We start from the raw sequence: 16,732 nt of genomic DNA, 5'->3' as shown, positions 1-16,732 counted from the left end.
TGGGTTTTCGATTTTTAGCTACTGATGAATATTTTTCCCCATCTCCTCATTTTTATGTGGCAAGATTGTCATAATGTAACATAATAGTCAGATAGGCTAATGAGATGCTAGGAAACACACTTGTAGGCAGATACCAAATTACCAGTTATCTGGGAGGTGGAGGATTTGGAGAAACTTATGTTGCTAATGATACTCAACTACCTGGTTCACCCCAGTGTGTAGTTAAGAAACTCAAGCCTCAGTCTACGGATATTGCTACTTTAGAAATAGCTAGAAGGTTATTTGACACAGAAGCGCAAGTTTTATACAAGTTAGGGATTCACGATCGCATTCCTCAACTTTTAGCTTACTTTGAAGAAAATGCCGAATTCTATCTGGTTCAGGAACTTATTGTTGGTAAGGATCTCAGTCAAGAATTAAAACCTGGGACAATTTTTACTCAAGATCAGGTAATTTCTTTGTTACAAGAAATTTTAGAAATTTTGGACTTTGTACATCAACAAAAGGTAATTCATCGTGATGTCAATCCTCGGAATATTCTCAGACGTGAACAAGATGGTAAGTTAATTTTAATTGATTTTGGTGCAGTCAAACAAATCACGACTCAATTAGTAAATTCTACAGATATTACTAAATCTACGGTTGCGATTGGCACACCAGGTTATACTCCTGGAGAACAAGCACAAGGCACACCAAAATTTAGTAGTGATATCTATGCTTTGGGAATTATTGCTATTCAATCTTTAACCGGATTGTCTCCCGAACAATTAGAGAAAGATGCAGAAACTAATGAAATTATTTGGCAAAATCACGCCAATGTATCTCCAGAATTTGCCCAATTTTTAAATCAAATGGTATGTTATGATTTTCGCCAACGTTATGCTTCAGCTACATTAGCATTACAAGATTTACATAAATTAAATAAAAACACATCGGGAACAATAGTTTTTGCCCCTTCCCATTTACCAAAGCAGATAAAAATCAAAAAAGGAATATTCTGGAAGTTAGTATTAGGAATGTTTGTGCTAGGTATTGGTAGTATAGGATCAATTTATATCATCAATCGTATTAATAATAAGAATGCTACAGAATTATATAATCAGGGAAATACATTGATTCAATTACAACGTTATGAAGAAGCTTTAGCAAATTATGAAAAAGCTGTAGATATTAAACCGAATTATCATCAAGGTTGGTATGGTAAAGGCAAAGCATTATTTCAGTTACAGAAATATCAAGAATCTTTAATAGCCTATGAGAAAGCTATTCAAATTCAACCCAATTATTTAGAAGCTTGGACTAATCGTGGTTTTGTTTTAGTCAGCCTCAAGCGTTATTCAGAAGCACTTGCCGCTTTTGATAAATCTTTACAACTAAAAAATGATAACCCCCAAGTTTGGCAAGTAAAAGGTGATATTTTTATAAAAATTAATCAATATAATAATGCCATTCAAGCTTATGAACAAGCAATTAATTTAGAATCAGACAATTTTGAATTATGGTACAAAAAGGGTCAGCTTTACAAAATATTAAACAGTATGAAGAAGCGATCGCCGCCTATAAAAAAACAGTAGAATTAAAACCAGATCATGAATTAGCTTGGTATAACTTGGGTAATTGTTCAGTTAATTTAAATCGTTATGAATATGCTTTACAAGCTTACGATCAAGCCGTGCAGCATAACCCAAATAACTCCGCAGCTTGGTTATCAAGAAGTCATGTATTAATGACATTACGCAGATATCCAGAGGCAGTTGATTCTTTTACTCAAGTAATTAAATATAATCCCCAACAGTATCAAGCTTGGTATAATCGGGGCTGGGCATTACATCAAGTTAAACGTTATCCAGAGGCAATCGAATCTTATAATAAAGCGATCGCGATCAAAGGAAATGATTATTTAGTATGGTATAATTTAGGAAATACCCAATACAAGTTATTAAAATATCAAGAGGCGATCGCCGCCTACAATAAAGCAATCCGCTATAAACCAAATCATGCGGAAAGTTGGTACAGTAGAGGTAATGCCTTGTTAAATTTGCAACAATACCAACAGGCGATCGCTTCCTACGACAAAGCCATAGAATATAAACCAGACTACCAACAAGCCATAGAAGCCCGCACAAAAGCCCAAAATAATCCTAAATTCCCCCTCAACTTCTAATTCTTTCTTTTTCTTCTCTCCTGTACGGGCGTTCGCGAAGCGTGCTGTAAGCATCAGCATTCGGAAAATAAACTTGGGAAAAAACCGATAATTTATCGCCCGAATGCTTCGCCCCTACCTCCTGACTCCTTTTTCAAAAAACCTGAGACTTTACCAAAATCCAGGTAAAATCTAAAATACAAAACACATCACAATTTATCTGACAAAAATCTCAAGTCATTTCCACTTGAGCCAAAATTATGGACGTATTAGAACTAAAACGCGAAATCGAAACATTGTCTAGTCGCCTGGGGAAAACCCAGGACTATCTTTGACGTACCCGCACTCAAAGCCAAAATTCACGACTTAGAACAAATTTCAGCCCAAACAGAATTTTGGGAAGATCAAACCCAGGCACAGAATACCCTGCAAGAACTCAATGATCTAAAATCCCATTTAGATCAGTATTATCAGTGGCATTCCCATTTAGACGATACCAGGGCAGTCGTTGAGTTATTAGAATTAGAAACCGACACAGCACTATTGCAAGAAGCGGAAACTACCATTACCAAACTCAATCATGAGCTTGACCAATGGGAATTACAACAACTACTTTCCGGGCTTTATGATGATCAAGGCGCAGTTCTGACAATTAACGCAGGTGCAGGTGGTACAGACGCGCAAGACTGGGCATTTATGCTCATGCGGATGTATACCCGTTGGGCAGAAGATCATGGTTACAAAGTCACCCTAGCAGAAGAATCAGAAGGTGACGAAGCCGGAATTAAATCCGCCACCCTAGAAATTACCGGACGTTACGCCTATGGTTACTTGCGTTCCGAAATGGGTACTCACCGGTTAGTGCGAATTTCTCCCTTCAATGCGAACGGAAAACGGCAAACCAGCTTTGCTGGAGTCGAAGTCATGCCGCAAATAGATAACACCGTCAAATTAGACATTCCAGAGAAGGATTTAGAAATTACCACCACCCGTTCCGGTGGTAAAGGAGGACAAAACGTTAACAAAGTAGAAACCGCAGTCCGCATTGTTCACCTCCCCACCGGTTTAGCAGTTCGTTGTACAGAAGAACGTTCTCAACTGCAAAACAAAGAAAAAGCCCTTGCTCGTCTTAAAGCCAAACTCTTAGTTATTGCTAAAGAACAACGCGCTCAAGAAATTGCCGAAATCCGCGGCGATATGGTCGAAGCCTCTTGGGGTAATCAAATCCGTAACTATGTATTTCACCCTTACCAAATGGTAAAAGACTTACGGACAAACATCGAAACAACAGCCGTTACCGATGTCATGAATGGTGAACTTGATCTGTTCATTCAAGCCTATCTTAGACAAGAAAATCAGCTAGTTGATGTGTAATAGGGGAGATTCCTAAATGGGCGGGGAGACCCCGCCCCTACGGTCAATCCTTCTTCCCATTTCCCCACAACCTGTTACAGTGATAAAAGAGATTATTACGAATTAATTATGGACAAATCTCCTGCCACAGACCCCCAACCCAGCTACGTCAAACTTGCCATGCGGAACATGGTGAGAAAAGGTGGAACTTCCCTCAAACACTTTGCCCTGACTGCTGTAGGACTATTATCTGTCCTCGTGGGTTTGGCATATCTTACCCGCTAAGAGAGGAAAACTTGTGCCTCTACAAGTGGAATTATATTTAGAAAATTGTGTTGACGACTCTTCGCCCATAGCCGTCAATATTAGTGATAATTACCCAATTTCTCCCGAAACTTGGGAAAACTGGTTTCAGCAATGGTTGGAAATTCTTCATACTTATCTGCCAACTGCACCTAGTTATGAAATTAGCTTGCGTTTGACAACCGACACAGAAATTCAAACCCTAAATTCCCAATATCGTCAACAGGATAAACCTACAGATGTATTAGCTTTTGCATCTCTAGAAGCTGATTTTCCACAAAGTGAAGAAATGCTTGCTTCCATGCCTTTGTATCTAGGTGATATTATTGTCTCTATAGATACAGCACAGCGTCAGGCACAACAGCAAGAACATAGCTTATCTACAGAATTAGCTTGGTTAACAGCCCATGGTTTATTGCATTTGTTAGGTTGGGATCATCCCGATGAAGAGAGTTTGATGCAAATGCTACATCAACAAGTTATATTACTCAAAGACATAGGTATTATTATTAACTTAGAGTAGCAATAGATGTATATTCATAACTGTAAATCTTGGTAATTACTTTATAGTGTGGCTATGAAAAATAGCCTACAATTACCTGAAAGTTGATTTGGCTATGAAAATCGGTAAATCCTCACTCCTTCATATATCGTATTTTTTTGTCTATGTCCCCAAAAGTTTCGTCATCACCAACCAATAACAGCTTACCAACGCTTGTGTCCAAAGATAGGGAACTTTCTTGGCAAATTGCCTCTAATTTATTTGTTAGTTTTAAGTATGCTTGGGCTGGAATTACCTATGGTTTTCAGACTCAACGTAATTTTCGTATTCATGTAGCCGTCTGCGCCTTGGCTATTGGGTTAAGTGTATTTTTACGTCTAGAAACAGTAGAAATAGCCATAATTGCTATTACTAGCGGGTTAGTTTTGACATTAGAGTTAGTAAATACTGCCATTGAGTCAATTGTAGACTTAACGGTAAAACAGTCTTACCATGAGTTGGCAAAAATCGCTAAAGACTGCGCTGCTGGTGCTGTACTTGTTTCAGCTTTAGTAGCATTATTGGTCGCAGCTACATTATTATTGCCTCCTTTAGCGACTTTAATCCTATCTAGTTTTTAGATAAATGAGGAAATAGGCTGTTGAGTCTTTTTTCTGTTGGATGAGTTCGATGATTACTGTTGAGATTGTGAATAATAGAGACGTTCCGAGGGAACGTCTTTGATATGTTTAAAAAGATTAGGTAAAAATTGTGATATTAGTCATTGATAATTACGATAGCTTTACGTATAATTTAGTGCAGTATTTGGGAGAATTAGCAGCAGATTTTCCAGTTGCCAATGATCTCCAAGTGGTGCGGAATGATAAAATTACTATTGATGAAATTAGGACATTAAACCCTGATGCAGTGGTGATTTCTCCTGGTCCTGGTCGTCCAGACGATGCGGGAATTTCCTTAAATGCGATCGCTCAATTGGGAGATAAACTACCGATTTTAGGGGTGTGTTTAGGACATCAAAGTATAGGTCAGGTTTTCGGTGGTAAAATCGTTTCTGCCCCAGAATTAATGCACGGTAAAACCTCTTTGGTATCTCACACAGGCATAGGAATTTTTCAAGGATTAGAAAATCCTTTGACCGCTACCAGATATCATAGTTTAGTCATTGAGCGCGAAACTTGCCCAGAAGTATTGGAAATCACTGCTTGGGTAGAAGATGGCACAATTATGGGCGTGAGACACAGGAACTATCCTCACATTCAAGGAGTCCAGTTTCATCCAGAGAGTGTTCTTACTTCTTTAGGTAAGGAATTGCTGCGAAATTTTCTGCGAACTTTGTAAAGCGAGAGTGTAAATGAAACGACGACAATTGATAGGCTATGCTGGGGCGGGTTTAGTAACGGCTGTAGTTACTAATTTAAGTTCTCACGTGCCAGTAAATGCCCAATCTAGCGGTGTATCAATTCAGTGGTTAGGTCATACTTGCTTTTTATTAACTGCTGGGAATATAAAAACACTCATTAATCCCTTTCGGACTTTGGGGTGTACTGCTAAGTATCGTCCCCCAAAAGTAGCGGCTGATTTGGTATTAATTAGCAGTCAACTTTTGGATGAAGGTGCAGTAGATCAACTACCAGGAAATCCTAAATTAGTTTATCAAGCTGGAGTTTATGATTTTAGGGGTTTGAAGTTTCAGGGAATTACCACAGATCACGATCGCAATGGAGGCAGACGATTTGGAAAAAATGTGGTTTGGAAACTGACCAAAGGGGGAATTAATATGCTTCATTTAGGGGGATCTGCTTCACCAATTACCCTAGAACAAAAAATTCTGATGGGTCGCCCCGATGTGTTATTTATTCCCGTGGGAGGCAGTGCTAAAGCTTACAATGCCCAAGAGGCAAAACAAGCGATCGAGGTCTTAAATCCTAAGTTAGTCATTCCCACCCATTACCGCACCCAAGCTGCTGATGCTAACCAGTGTGATATTACCCCAGTAGATGATTTTCTGGCTTTGATGCAGGGTGTTAATATCCGCCGGAGTAATAATGACTCTCTAGTAGTTAATGCCAAGAGTTTGCCAGAAAATACCGAAATACAGGTTCTGAGTTATAAATTTTAAAATTGTTGGTTGGGTTGATAGCAGAAAACCCAACCAGACTATCAATTACTTATTTTTTGCGTGATAGTTCTTCCTTATCAATTTTAGCATATCATATCCAGCCGTGCTTGTCAATGGGTTTCTTTTTAATAAACGCGAACATTTTGCACCAAAAAAGTTGGGTAACATACGTCAACCCAACCTACGCTGAACAGTTCAAAAAATATTGGTAGGTTTTCCCAATTACCAATTACCAATTACCAATTACCAATTACCAATTACCAATCACCAATTACCAATTGTCAATTGTCAATTGTCAATTACTAGATCAAGCTGTATACCATTCTGGAGTCAGCTTCTCTGTATCAGCAACAGGAGTTTCTGTTGCTAGAGTTCCATCCATAGTCCAGATGAAATCTGCGGATGTTTGTTGATCACGCCAGTAAATATCGGTCTTACCATCACCGTTGAAATCACCCAAAGATGCTGTCAAACCGGGGGTATTGCTGGGTAGGAAAGCTTCAGAACTGACTGCTGTACCATCCATCAACCAAGCGGTATTTGCGCCAGTAGTCGCATTATGCCAGAAGATGTCAGTTTTACCATCGCCATTAAAATCGCCAATATTAGCACTCCAAGCTGCATCTAGTGTGCTGACAACACCCTCAGTCACAAAAATGCCATTCATTGTCCAAATTTTGTTCTCACCGGTGGCGGTATTGCGCCACAGAAGGTCTGTTCTCCAGTCGCCGTTGAAATCGCCTAAGCTATAAGTCCAAGAAGAATCTTGTGATTGTAAATCATACTTGGTGGCTTGGCTACCATCCATAAACCAAACACTATTTGTGCCGGTTGTGTCGTTACGCCAGAAAATGTCACTCTTGCCATTTGCGTCGAAATCAACAATGCTTGCAGTCAAACCTAGCTCTGTGGTGTCGAGAACGGTTGCACTAACTACTGTTGTTCCATCCATTTCCCAAATAGCATTTTGGCCAGTAGTTGCATTATGCCAGAAGATGTCAGTTTTGCGATCGCCATTGAAATCGCCAATATTCGCACTCCAACCTGGATCAACTCGATCTAAAGCTAGGAAACTAGAGACTCTTGCGCCATCCATTAGCACAACTACATTCTCACCAGTTTGTTGATTACGTAATAAAAAATCAGTCTTATTATCGCTGTTAAAATCAGCAATGTTATAAGTCCAGACATTTAAATCATATTGACCTAAAGAAGCCTGTTCCATAACTTTTGTTCCGTCCATTAGGCGAACCAAAATTTCACCAGTTTGGACATTTACCCAAAGTTTATCGGTTTTACCATCACCGTTGAAATCAGGAACAACGGCTGCACTGGTTAAATAAGGATTAGGATTGGGGTTAGCACTGCCGCCAATAGGAGGTAATTGATCTAATGGATTTATTGGTAAGAATGGGTCTTCTTGTGCTTGAGGTGCAGAACTTATAGGAGATGATTGATCAAGAGAGGTTGTCAAAGATTTTGATTTTTCAAGGGATTGTAAACCCCAATTGCTTGTATTTAAAGATAAGGGTGATTGATCAGGCATGATGTGTTTTTATTAGTAATTAATATCCATTTTTAATTTGATTTCTATGAAGATTCTGTAAACAGAAAACATTTGTTTAATTATTTTTGTTGAATGTCATTATTTGTAGATATTTTCATAATGTTCATGCACACTAACATTTAAAATTAAAAGTAATATTTGAGCAATCTAAAAATATTTTATTTTCTATTCATGTCATTATTTAATGATGAAATCCTGTTTTAATGACAATTTCATTTAGAGAAGTTCTCAAAGATTTGCGAAAATTGCCATAGTCCACTAAATTAAAAATTGGCTAAAATAACTGAAATTAGCAATTTTCCTGGCACATTTCTCTGTAGTCTATAATTGTTAAAGCAAAAAACAATACTATCAATAAATTAGCTATGCAAACAGAATATCGGCAACGTCGTGAGCAGTTAATGGCGAAAATAGGCAGCGGTACAGCGATTTTTAGAAGTGCGCCAACAGCAGTAATGCACAACGATGTCGAGTATGTTTACCGTCAAGATAGTGATTTCTTTTACTTAACTGGCTTTAATGAAGCCCACGCAGTAGCAGTATTAGCACCCCATCACGCAGAACATCGGTTTATATTATTTGTCCAACCCAAAGATCGAGAAAAAGAAGTTTGGAGTGGTTATCGCTGTGGAATAGATGCAGCGAAGGAATTTTATGGTGCTGATGCAGCTTACCCCATAGCCGAACTAGATGAGAAGTTACCACAATATTTAGAAAAAGCCGATCGCATATACTATCATTTAGGGCGCGATCGCTCTTTTAATGACAAAATCCTCAAACATTACCAAAATTTACTGCGAACCTATCCCAAGCGCGGTACAGGTCCAACTGCGATCGCTGATCCTAGTATTGTCCTCCACAGTTTGAGATTACATAAAAGTAAAACAGAATTAGACTTGATGCGTCAAGCTGTAGAAATTGCTGTAGAAGCTCATAATCATGCTTTACAAAATACTGCACCTGGACGTTATGAATACGAAATCCAAGCAGAAATAGAACATATTTTCCGAATCCGTGGTGGAATGGGACCTGCTTATCCTTCCATTGTCGCCTCTGGTAAGAATGCTTGCGTTTTGCATTACATCGAAAATAATTGTCAAATGCAAGAAAATGACTTGCTATTGATTGATGCTGGTTGCGCTTATGGTTATTACAACTCCGATATTACTCGGACATTTCCCATTAGTGGTAAATTCACACCAGAACAAAAAGCATTATATGAAATTGTATTAGAAGCACAAAAACAAGCAATAGCAGCAGTAAAACCAGGTAACTCCTTCCATGCACCTCATAATACAGCCGTGCGGATATTGACAGAAGGATTAGTAGAACTGGGTTTGCTGAAAGGGGAAATTGATAAATTAATCGCTGAGGAAAAATATAAACCCTTTTATATGCACCGTACCAGTCATTGGTTAGGTTTAGATGTGCATGACGTAGGAGTTTATCAACATGGAGAAAACCCGCAGATTTTACAACCAGGCCAAGTGCTAACAATAGAACCCGGACTTTATATAGTACCCGACACCAAACCCGCAGAAGACCAACCCGAAATTGACCCCCGTTGGGTAGGGATTGGAATTCGCATTGAAGATGATGTATTAGTTACCCCAGAAGGAAATGAGGTACTAACTGCGGGAGTTCCCAAGGAAGTCAAAGATTTAGAAAAATAAACTTTAGCCCGGATTTCTCACATCACGCTATGATCGGATAGAGTGCCTAATTAGTGCCTAAATTCTCCGCATCTACCATGACGACTTCCACACCAGAACCCCAGCCACCAAATACACCTATTACCGATACAAATCTGGTAGAAGATCGTAGCAAGCTGAGTAAAATGTACCAGCACTATGTAGAGGTAAAAGATAAACATCCTCATGCTTTGCTGTTGTACAGGGTAGGTGACTTTTTTGAAACTTTTTTCCAAGATGCTGTAACCGTCTCTAGAGAATTAGAATTAGTTTTAACCAGTAAACATGGTGGTGAAGTGGGTCGCGTCGCCATGACAGGTGTACCCCATCACGCTTGGGAACGCTACACAACCCTCCTGGTAGAAAAAGGTTACGCTGTGGTGATTTGTGATCAAGTAGAAGACTCGGCTGATGCGATTGGTTTAGTTAAACGGGAAGTAACGCGCATACTTACCCCAGGGACTTTACTGGAAGAGGGAATGCTCAAAGCCAGTCGTAATAATTATATAGCCGCTGTGGTAATTGCGGTTAATCATTGGGGTTTAGCTTACGCAGATATATCAACTGGAGAATTTCTCACATCTCAAGGGAGTGATTTAGAACACTTGACGCAAGAGTTAATGCGATTGCAACCTTCGGAAGTGCTGTTGCCCACGAACGCCCCCGATTTAGGTAGTTTACTACGTCCTGGGGAAACTTCGCCATCTCTGCCCCAATGTTTACCACCTTCATTCTGTTATAGTTTGCGATCGCAAGTTCCCTTTTCCCAAACCGAAGCTAGAAGTAAATTATTACAGAAATTCAAACTGCGATCGCTTGAAGGTATTGGTTGCGAACATCTTCCTCTGGCAGTTCGCGCCGCTGGTGGTCTTTTGGAATACATCGAAGATACGCAAAAAGCCAATCCAGTCTCGATCCAATTATTACGCACCTATACATTAACTGATTATTTAATTGTCGATCATCAAACCCGCCGTAACCTAGAAATCACCCAAACCGTCCGCGATGGTACATTTCACGGTTCTCTATTATGGGCTTTAGATAGAACTAGCACCGCAATGGGCAGCCGGGCTTTAAGAAGATGGTTGTTACAACCGCTACTAGAAATTAAAGGGATTAAATCACGCCAAGATACCATTGAAGAATTAGTTGAAAATACGCCTTTGCGTCAAGATTTGCGGCAGTTATTAAGGCAAATCTACGATTTAGAACGATTAACAGTCAGAGCCGCTTCTGGTAGAGCTAATGCACGGGATTTAATGGCTTTAGCTGATTCTTTCTCCCGTTTACCAGAATTATCGCGCTTGGTTGCCGATGCTCGTTCTCCGTTCTTAAAAGCTTTGCAAAAAGTCCCGCCGATCCTAGAAGAAATAGCAGAAAAATTACACGCTCATATCGTAGAATCACCACCCATCCAGTTAAAGGAAGGTGGTTTAATTCGCGCGGGAATTAATCCGCTTTTGGATGAAAGAAAGGCTACTGTAGAAAGTGATCAACAATGGATTGCAAACTTAGAAGTTGATGAAAGAACGAGAACGGGAATCCCGACTTTGAAGGTAGGATTTAATAAAACTTTTGGTTATTATATCAGTATTTCCCGCAGTAAATCTGACCAAGTTCCTGATAATTACATTCGTAAACAAACTCTGACAAATGAGGAACGTTACATTACTCCTGATTTGAAAGAACGAGAAGCGCGAATTCTTACAGCGCGAGATGATTTAAATCAGTTGGAATATGAGATTTTTGACGCATTACGGGATGAGGTGGGTTCTCACGCCGAAATTATTCGGAATATTGCCCGTGCGGTAGCTGCCTGTGATGTATTATGTGGTTTGGCGGAATTGGCTGTTCATCAAGGTTACTGTCGCCCGGAAATGCTGACAGGACGGGAGATTAACGTGATTGATGGTCGTCACCCGGTGGTGGAACAGTCTTTACCTGCTGGGTTTTTTGTGCCTAATTCTACTGGATTAGGAGGAATGAACCACGAAGGAGCGAAGGACACGAAGGAAGAAGGGAAGAAGACATCCTATCCTGATTTGGTGATTTTGACGGGTCCAAATGCGAGTGGGAAGAGTTGTTATTTAAGGCAGGTGGGTTTAATTCAGTTGATGGCACAGGTGGGTAGTTTTGTTCCTGCTAGGTCGGCTAAATTAGGGGTGTGCGATCGCATTTTTACTCGTGTGGGTGCGGTGGATGATTTGGCTACTGGTCAATCTACGTTTATGGTGGAAATGAATGAAACTGCAAATATCCTCAATCATGCAACTGCGAAATCGTTGGTTTTGTTAGATGAAATTGGTCGAGGAACTGCAACTTTTGATGGTTTATCAATTGCTTGGGCTGTGGCGGAATATTTAGCAGTTGATATTAAATCGCGGACGATTTTTGCCACTCATTATCATGAGTTAAATGAATTGGCTACTATTATTTCTAATGTGGCAAATTATCAAGTTACTGTGAAAGAATTACCTGATCAAATTATCTTTTTACATCAAGTTCAACCCGGTGGTGCTGATAAATCCTATGGGATAGAAGCTGGAAGGTTAGCGGGTTTACCCCCAGTGGTAATTAAAAGAGCAAAACAGGTAATGGGACAAATCGAAAAACACAGTAAAATAGCTATGGGTTTACAGAATTTAGAGTAGTTAGAAGAAGGTGACAGGTTACAGGTTACAGGTGACAGGGAATAGGAAGGAGAAGATAAAATGTTCTTCATTCTTCATTCTTCATTCCGGCCTGCGGTACTAGTTTAAACCTAAATCTTGAGAAGTAATGATGCAAAAGCGATCGCGTCCTGCTCTTTTTGCTTGATAAAGTGCATCATCTGCTGTTTTAATGAGAAATGCAGCCGGAATATCAGCAGCAGGAATCATAATAGCAACTCCTAAACTGACTGTAATTTGATGACTTATCTGGGAAGTTGTATGGGAAATTGCCAATTTTTGAACTTGAGAACGAATTTCTTCAGCTACAAGTATCGCCTCTTCCATGTTTGTATTCGGCAAAATTACCGCAAACTCTTCTCCTCCATATCGTGCTACTAAATAACTAGGTTTTTTAATAGCTTTAGTCATAGCTTGAGCCACTTTTTGTAAACAACTATCTCCGGCTTGATGTCCGTAAGTGTCGTTATATAGTTTAAAAAAATCTACGTCACATAAAATTAGAGAAATTGAGGAATTTTCCCTAGCCATACGTCTCCATTCCTGCTGAAAATATTCATCAAATCGGCGACGGTTGGGAATTTGCGTGAGTCCGTCATAATTAACAAGATGTTGGAGAGTTTGATTTTCTGCTTTGAGTTTGAGATCATCTTGCCAAATAACAATTCCTGTAGTCATTGCTAATAAAGTTATTGGTGCAGCAACAGGTAGCCAATAATTTATTTTTAACATGAGCAAACTGAACAGTTGCCAGATTACATATAGCCCTATACAAAATCCTAATTTTTTCCGAGAATACCAACGAACAATTACTAAACTCCATAGAGGACCTGCTAATAGGAATAAGATGATCCATGCCCCAGCCGGAAAGATATGTAAAAAATTATCCTCAAATAAATTACTAATAAAAGCTGCGTGTAAGTAAACTCCTCCTGTCGGTGGATCATAATTAAAGGGTGTGACTAAAACATCAATACCCGGAGCAGTAACTCCTACTAAGACAATTTTATTTTTAAATATATTGGCTGATACTTTTCCCTGCACTACATCAACAAATGAGTAATGAGGCATTTGATTTACCTGACTTGGCCAGTTAATCAACAATGGCTGTTGTAAATTAGGAAATTGAGGTATTTCCGTAAAAATTCCATAAGCTTGGATAGCGGCAATTCCTAATGCGGGAATACCATTAATTAAAGGCTGTATTTTCCGGATCATACCATCTCCATCTTTTGCTCCCAATATATGCCCTGTGGTAATAGCGGCTGCTTCCAATTCAGCTACAGGAAACCAAGGTTCTCCTTGGGTATCCCAAGCTTGTGCTAGAACTACATTTCCATGTTGCTGCATGACTTTTGCTAAGGCGGCATCATTGAGGCTAGAATCAGAAAAAATAATATCAAAAACAACTACATTTGGCTGGGCTGTATTCAGTACATTTAATAACTCTATATATCTGGTTCTTTTCCAAGGAAAATGTTTAAACTCTGCCAAACTTTTTTCATCTATTGTCACTACTACTACCTGCTGATTCCAGTTAGTATTTCCCCGTAGTCGAAATAGGTTGTTGTATGTCATCCATTCCAATGGTTGGAAAATTCCTAATTTTAGCAAACAAGTAACTATGAACATAGCTATCCAACCAGGAATAGATAACTTTATTCTCTTGAAGAGGCTAAGTATAGCTTCCTTTCCCGCAGGATTACGCCGCAGGTATTGTAATAGCCAATATTTTTTGGTCACTGATGTTTCTGTAAAAATTAGATTACTCTTGTATCTAATTTAAGCGATCGCCTGCACCTTTGCAACTTTTATACAATCACTGATAGGCTAACAATCATGGGAAAAAAACGCAGGTTTGTAGTGAGGACTTTAGTCCTCATTTAAGGGCTTCAGCCCTTACTACACTTAATCTAAGTTGATTTATTTTTGTCTAGTACACAACGGCGTAAGTAAACCAACCATTAAGAATTCTCAAAAAGCTTGTGTCATCTGCTTTTTTAATTTTTAATTTTTAATTCCGCCCTGCGGTACTAGTTACTTATAATAAAATTAACAGTTTGAAGAATCTCCCCTTGCAAACAAAAACTGCTCTTGTGAAAAGTCTCAACAAAAGCAGTTAAAATTAATTTTTTAGCAATAATTGCGCCATTTTTTGTAAATTGGATTGACATAAAAAACCCAACTTACAAATCAAGAATATTTTCAATTTGGCGAAAATAACTAACAATTAAAAATTGATTAAAAGCTTATGTAATCTACTTTTTTAATTATTAATTATTAATTTTTAATTCCGCACTGTGGTACTAGGCATCATCTGGTTCAAATTGTGCCACTGTGACAGCATTAAACGCAAAAGATAAAACTAAAGGAATCGGACATTTAAACCAAAAGGTGTAAATCACTGCTAAGATAGTAGTAGATATGGCCGCACAAGCCCAATACATTTCTTGATTGGTGAATCCATTTTCTTCTTTAATTACTCTCAACACATTCATGGGGATTGGTTCTGGCATAACTCCACCAGGAGGAAACGCCCAATAGTTGTCACGTCTCTCCATAAATAAATCTGTCCAGCCGTTTTCTAAGCACCATGCTTCAATCCATTGAATAGAGTAATGATTCATCATAGAAATACCAATTTTGCCTTTTGTGTGTGCCTTTCGTCAATTTCAATAACTTAAAAATTTTTAGTCAGATCACTGTTAGCAATAACATTAACTTTAAAGTCATGATTCTGGATATTGATTAAACATTTTATCCATATTAGAAATCTTGCTTTCACAGCTATGACCATAATTAACAGATTAACAGTAGTTTTTAACAGTGAACTTCAAAAGATAATAAACTTTACTTGTAATCAAACTTAATGAATAATTGTAAATACACAGATCCTGAATCAATGAAAATTTGATCACCAACAACTTGATTAAAATATCAAATCGGAAAATTCAACCTTTGCAACCCTGATTCTTTGCGCCTCTGCGACGGCAGTCACTCATGGGGGAAACCCCCAAGACCGCGCTGCCTCGCCTTTGCGTGAAAAATATTCATATATTTAATCAGCCACGCCCAGATTAAACTAGATAATTAGTAACTTGGACTTATCAGCTATGTTTTGGCAAAAAGCCGTAGGATTGATTTTAGTAATTATGGTTTGGTGCATAGCACAACCAGCATTAGCAGACTGGACTCATCCTTTATCATTTAGTAATGCAGAGTTGTCAAGACAAGATTTTTCAGGACAAAGTTTACAAGCAGCAGAATTTTCTAATGCTAATCTGGAAATGGCCAATTTTGAGGGTGCGGACTTGCGAGGAGCAGTTTTAAGTGCTTCAGTCATGACTAAAGCCAATTTACATGGAGCAGATTTAACAAATGCAATGGTGAATGAGGTAAAATTAATAGGCGCTGATTTAAGTAATGCTGTTTTAGTAGAAGCTATTTTATTCCGCACTATCTTTACAGATGTTAATATTGCAGGTGCAGATTTTTCAGATGCAATTCTAGATAAAGCGCAAATTAAAGAACTATGTCAAAAAGCCAGTGGTGTAAATTCCCAAACTGGTGTAGAAACTCGTGAGTCGTTAGGATGTCAATAAAACTTGGTATAATTGGTGGTGGACAACTGGCTTGGATGATGGGAGATGCAGCAAAAAAGCTGGGAGTAGAATTAATAGTCCAAACTCCTAGTCAAAATGATCCTGCTGTATCTATTGCCAAAGATAGCATTTTTGCCGCAGTTGATGATGCTGCTGCTACGGAAATTTTAGCAACAAAATGTGATATTATTACTTTTGAAAATGAGTTTGTCAACCTGGCGGCATTATCTCAACTCGAAAAAAAAGGTGTTTGTTTTCGTCCTCAATTAGCAGCTTTAGCACCTCTGTTAGATAAATATGAGCAACGTTGCTATTTACGAGATTTAGGTTTACCAGTTCCCCAGTTTTTTGCATTACCAGGGGAAAAAGATATAGAATCTAAAATTGCAGATTTGGGTTTTCCTGTTGTTCTCAAAGCGCGAAGACATGGATATGATGGTCAAGGAACTTTTATCATTCCCGATTTTTCAGCTTTATCCAAAATCATTAATCACAGCAATACCCAGTTTTTAGTAGAAGAATTTGTTCCTTTTACTAAAGAATTAGCGATAATTGCAGCCCGTTCTGTGAATGGGGAAATTGTCATCTATCCAGCGGTAGAAACTTTCCAAGAAGAACAGGTATGTAGATGGGGTAATTGCACCAGCTATAATTACCAAAGAACAAAGTTTAGAAATTGAAGCGATCGCTCATAAACTATTAAATAGCCTCCAATATATAGGAGTCTTGGGCATTGAATTATTTCTCACTGCTGATGGTAAAATCCTAGTTAATGAAATAGCA

At 38.7% G+C, this 16,732-nt stretch carries 12 protein-coding genes and 2 pseudogenes; 11 read left to right on the top strand and 3 right to left on the bottom strand.

The features are described from left to right. The first annotated feature begins 104 nt into the window (after window positions 1–104). From FJR38_RS22575 to FJR38_RS22545, 7 genes and pseudogenes are all read left to right on the top strand, one after another. Window positions 105–2,164 (top strand): annotated as a pseudogene (locus FJR38_RS22575) (tetratricopeptide repeat protein). A 239-nt stretch (window positions 2,165–2,403) separates the two neighbouring features. After that, window positions 2,404–3,517, top strand: a protein-coding gene (gene prfB / locus FJR38_RS22570) for a peptide chain release factor 2 (RefSeq protein ID WP_168492524.1) whose coding sequence is annotated in 2 segments (ribosomal slippage) — window positions 2,404–2,475 and window positions 2,477–3,517 — 1,113 coding nt in all. Because the reading frame shifts where the segments join, the coding sequence is not laid out codon by codon here. 108 nt (window positions 3,518–3,625) lie between these two features. Continuing rightward, a complete protein-coding gene (locus FJR38_RS22565; protein WP_168492525.1) occupies window positions 3,626–3,781 on the top strand; it encodes a DUF3285 domain-containing protein in 156 nt (51 codons plus the stop codon). Window positions 3,782–3,794: 13 nt separating this feature from the next. Next, entirely contained in the window at window positions 3,795–4,322 is a 528-nt protein-coding gene (ybeY, locus tag FJR38_RS22560; RefSeq protein ID WP_168539523.1) for an rRNA maturation RNase YbeY, read from the top strand. A 143-nt stretch (window positions 4,323–4,465) separates the two neighbouring features. Further along, complete coding sequence (locus FJR38_RS22555; RefSeq protein ID WP_168492529.1) at window positions 4,466–4,921, top strand: diacylglycerol kinase family protein; 456 nt, start codon at window positions 4,466–4,468, stop codon at window positions 4,919–4,921. A 130-nt stretch (window positions 4,922–5,051) separates the two neighbouring features. After that, window positions 5,052–5,639 carry an aminodeoxychorismate/anthranilate synthase component II gene (locus tag FJR38_RS22550; RefSeq protein WP_168492530.1) on the top strand — a complete coding sequence of 196 codons (588 nt, stop codon included), beginning with the start codon at window positions 5,052–5,054 and terminating at the stop codon, window positions 5,637–5,639. Window positions 5,640–5,652: 13 nt separating this feature from the next. Next, the gene (locus tag FJR38_RS22545) at window positions 5,653–6,420 is read left to right on the top strand and encodes an MBL fold metallo-hydrolase (protein WP_168539521.1); all 768 of its coding nucleotides are present in this window, start codon (window positions 5,653–5,655) and stop codon (window positions 6,418–6,420) included. Between the two features lie 307 nt (window positions 6,421–6,727). Here FJR38_RS22545 and FJR38_RS22535 read toward each other — a convergent pair whose 3' ends face one another. Next, entirely contained in the window at window positions 6,728–7,966 is a 1,239-nt protein-coding gene (locus FJR38_RS22535) for a VCBS repeat-containing protein (protein ID WP_168492533.1), read from the bottom strand. A 386-nt stretch (window positions 7,967–8,352) separates the two neighbouring features. Here FJR38_RS22535 and FJR38_RS22530 point away from each other — a divergent pair, with 386 nt between their 5' ends. Together FJR38_RS22530 and mutS are read left to right on the top strand one after the other, a co-directional pair. Then, the gene (locus tag FJR38_RS22530) at window positions 8,353–9,660 is read left to right on the top strand and encodes an aminopeptidase P N-terminal domain-containing protein (protein ID WP_168539519.1); all 1,308 of its coding nucleotides are present in this window, start codon (window positions 8,353–8,355) and stop codon (window positions 9,658–9,660) included. A 77-nt stretch (window positions 9,661–9,737) separates the two neighbouring features. Then, window positions 9,738–12,329: a DNA mismatch repair protein MutS gene (gene mutS / locus FJR38_RS22525; RefSeq protein ID WP_168539517.1), complete on the top strand. Its 2,592-nt coding sequence runs from the start codon at window positions 9,738–9,740 to the stop codon at window positions 12,327–12,329. A 99-nt stretch (window positions 12,330–12,428) separates the two neighbouring features. Here the strand turns inward: mutS and FJR38_RS22520 are convergent, their stop codons facing one another. Next, the gene (locus FJR38_RS22520) at window positions 12,429–14,090 is read right to left on the bottom strand and encodes a diguanylate cyclase domain-containing protein (RefSeq protein ID WP_371418269.1); all 1,662 of its coding nucleotides are present in this window, start codon (window positions 14,088–14,090) and stop codon (window positions 12,429–12,431) included. Between the two features lie 563 nt (window positions 14,091–14,653). Continuing rightward, a complete protein-coding gene (locus FJR38_RS22515; RefSeq protein WP_168492537.1) occupies window positions 14,654–14,977 on the bottom strand; it encodes a hypothetical protein in 324 nt (107 codons plus the stop codon). A 483-nt stretch (window positions 14,978–15,460) separates the two neighbouring features. Between FJR38_RS22515 and FJR38_RS22510 the strand changes: the two genes are divergently transcribed. Beyond that, on the top strand, window positions 15,461–15,949 hold the full coding sequence (locus FJR38_RS22510) for a pentapeptide repeat-containing protein (protein WP_168539515.1): 489 nt from the start codon (window positions 15,461–15,463) through the stop codon (window positions 15,947–15,949). Then, window positions 15,940–16,732, top strand: a pseudogene (locus FJR38_RS22505) (ATP-grasp domain-containing protein); the annotation flags it as partial. The gene FJR38_RS22510 and the pseudogene FJR38_RS22505, both read left to right, overlap by 10 nt.

The sequence above is a fragment of the Anabaena sp. UHCC 0253 genome (genome assembly GCF_009712085.1).
GTDB lineage: Bacteria > Cyanobacteriota > Cyanobacteriia > Cyanobacteriales > Nostocaceae > Dolichospermum.
The sequence above is the reverse complement of the archived record's forward strand: the minus strand, read 5'-3'. Positions and strand labels throughout refer to the sequence as shown.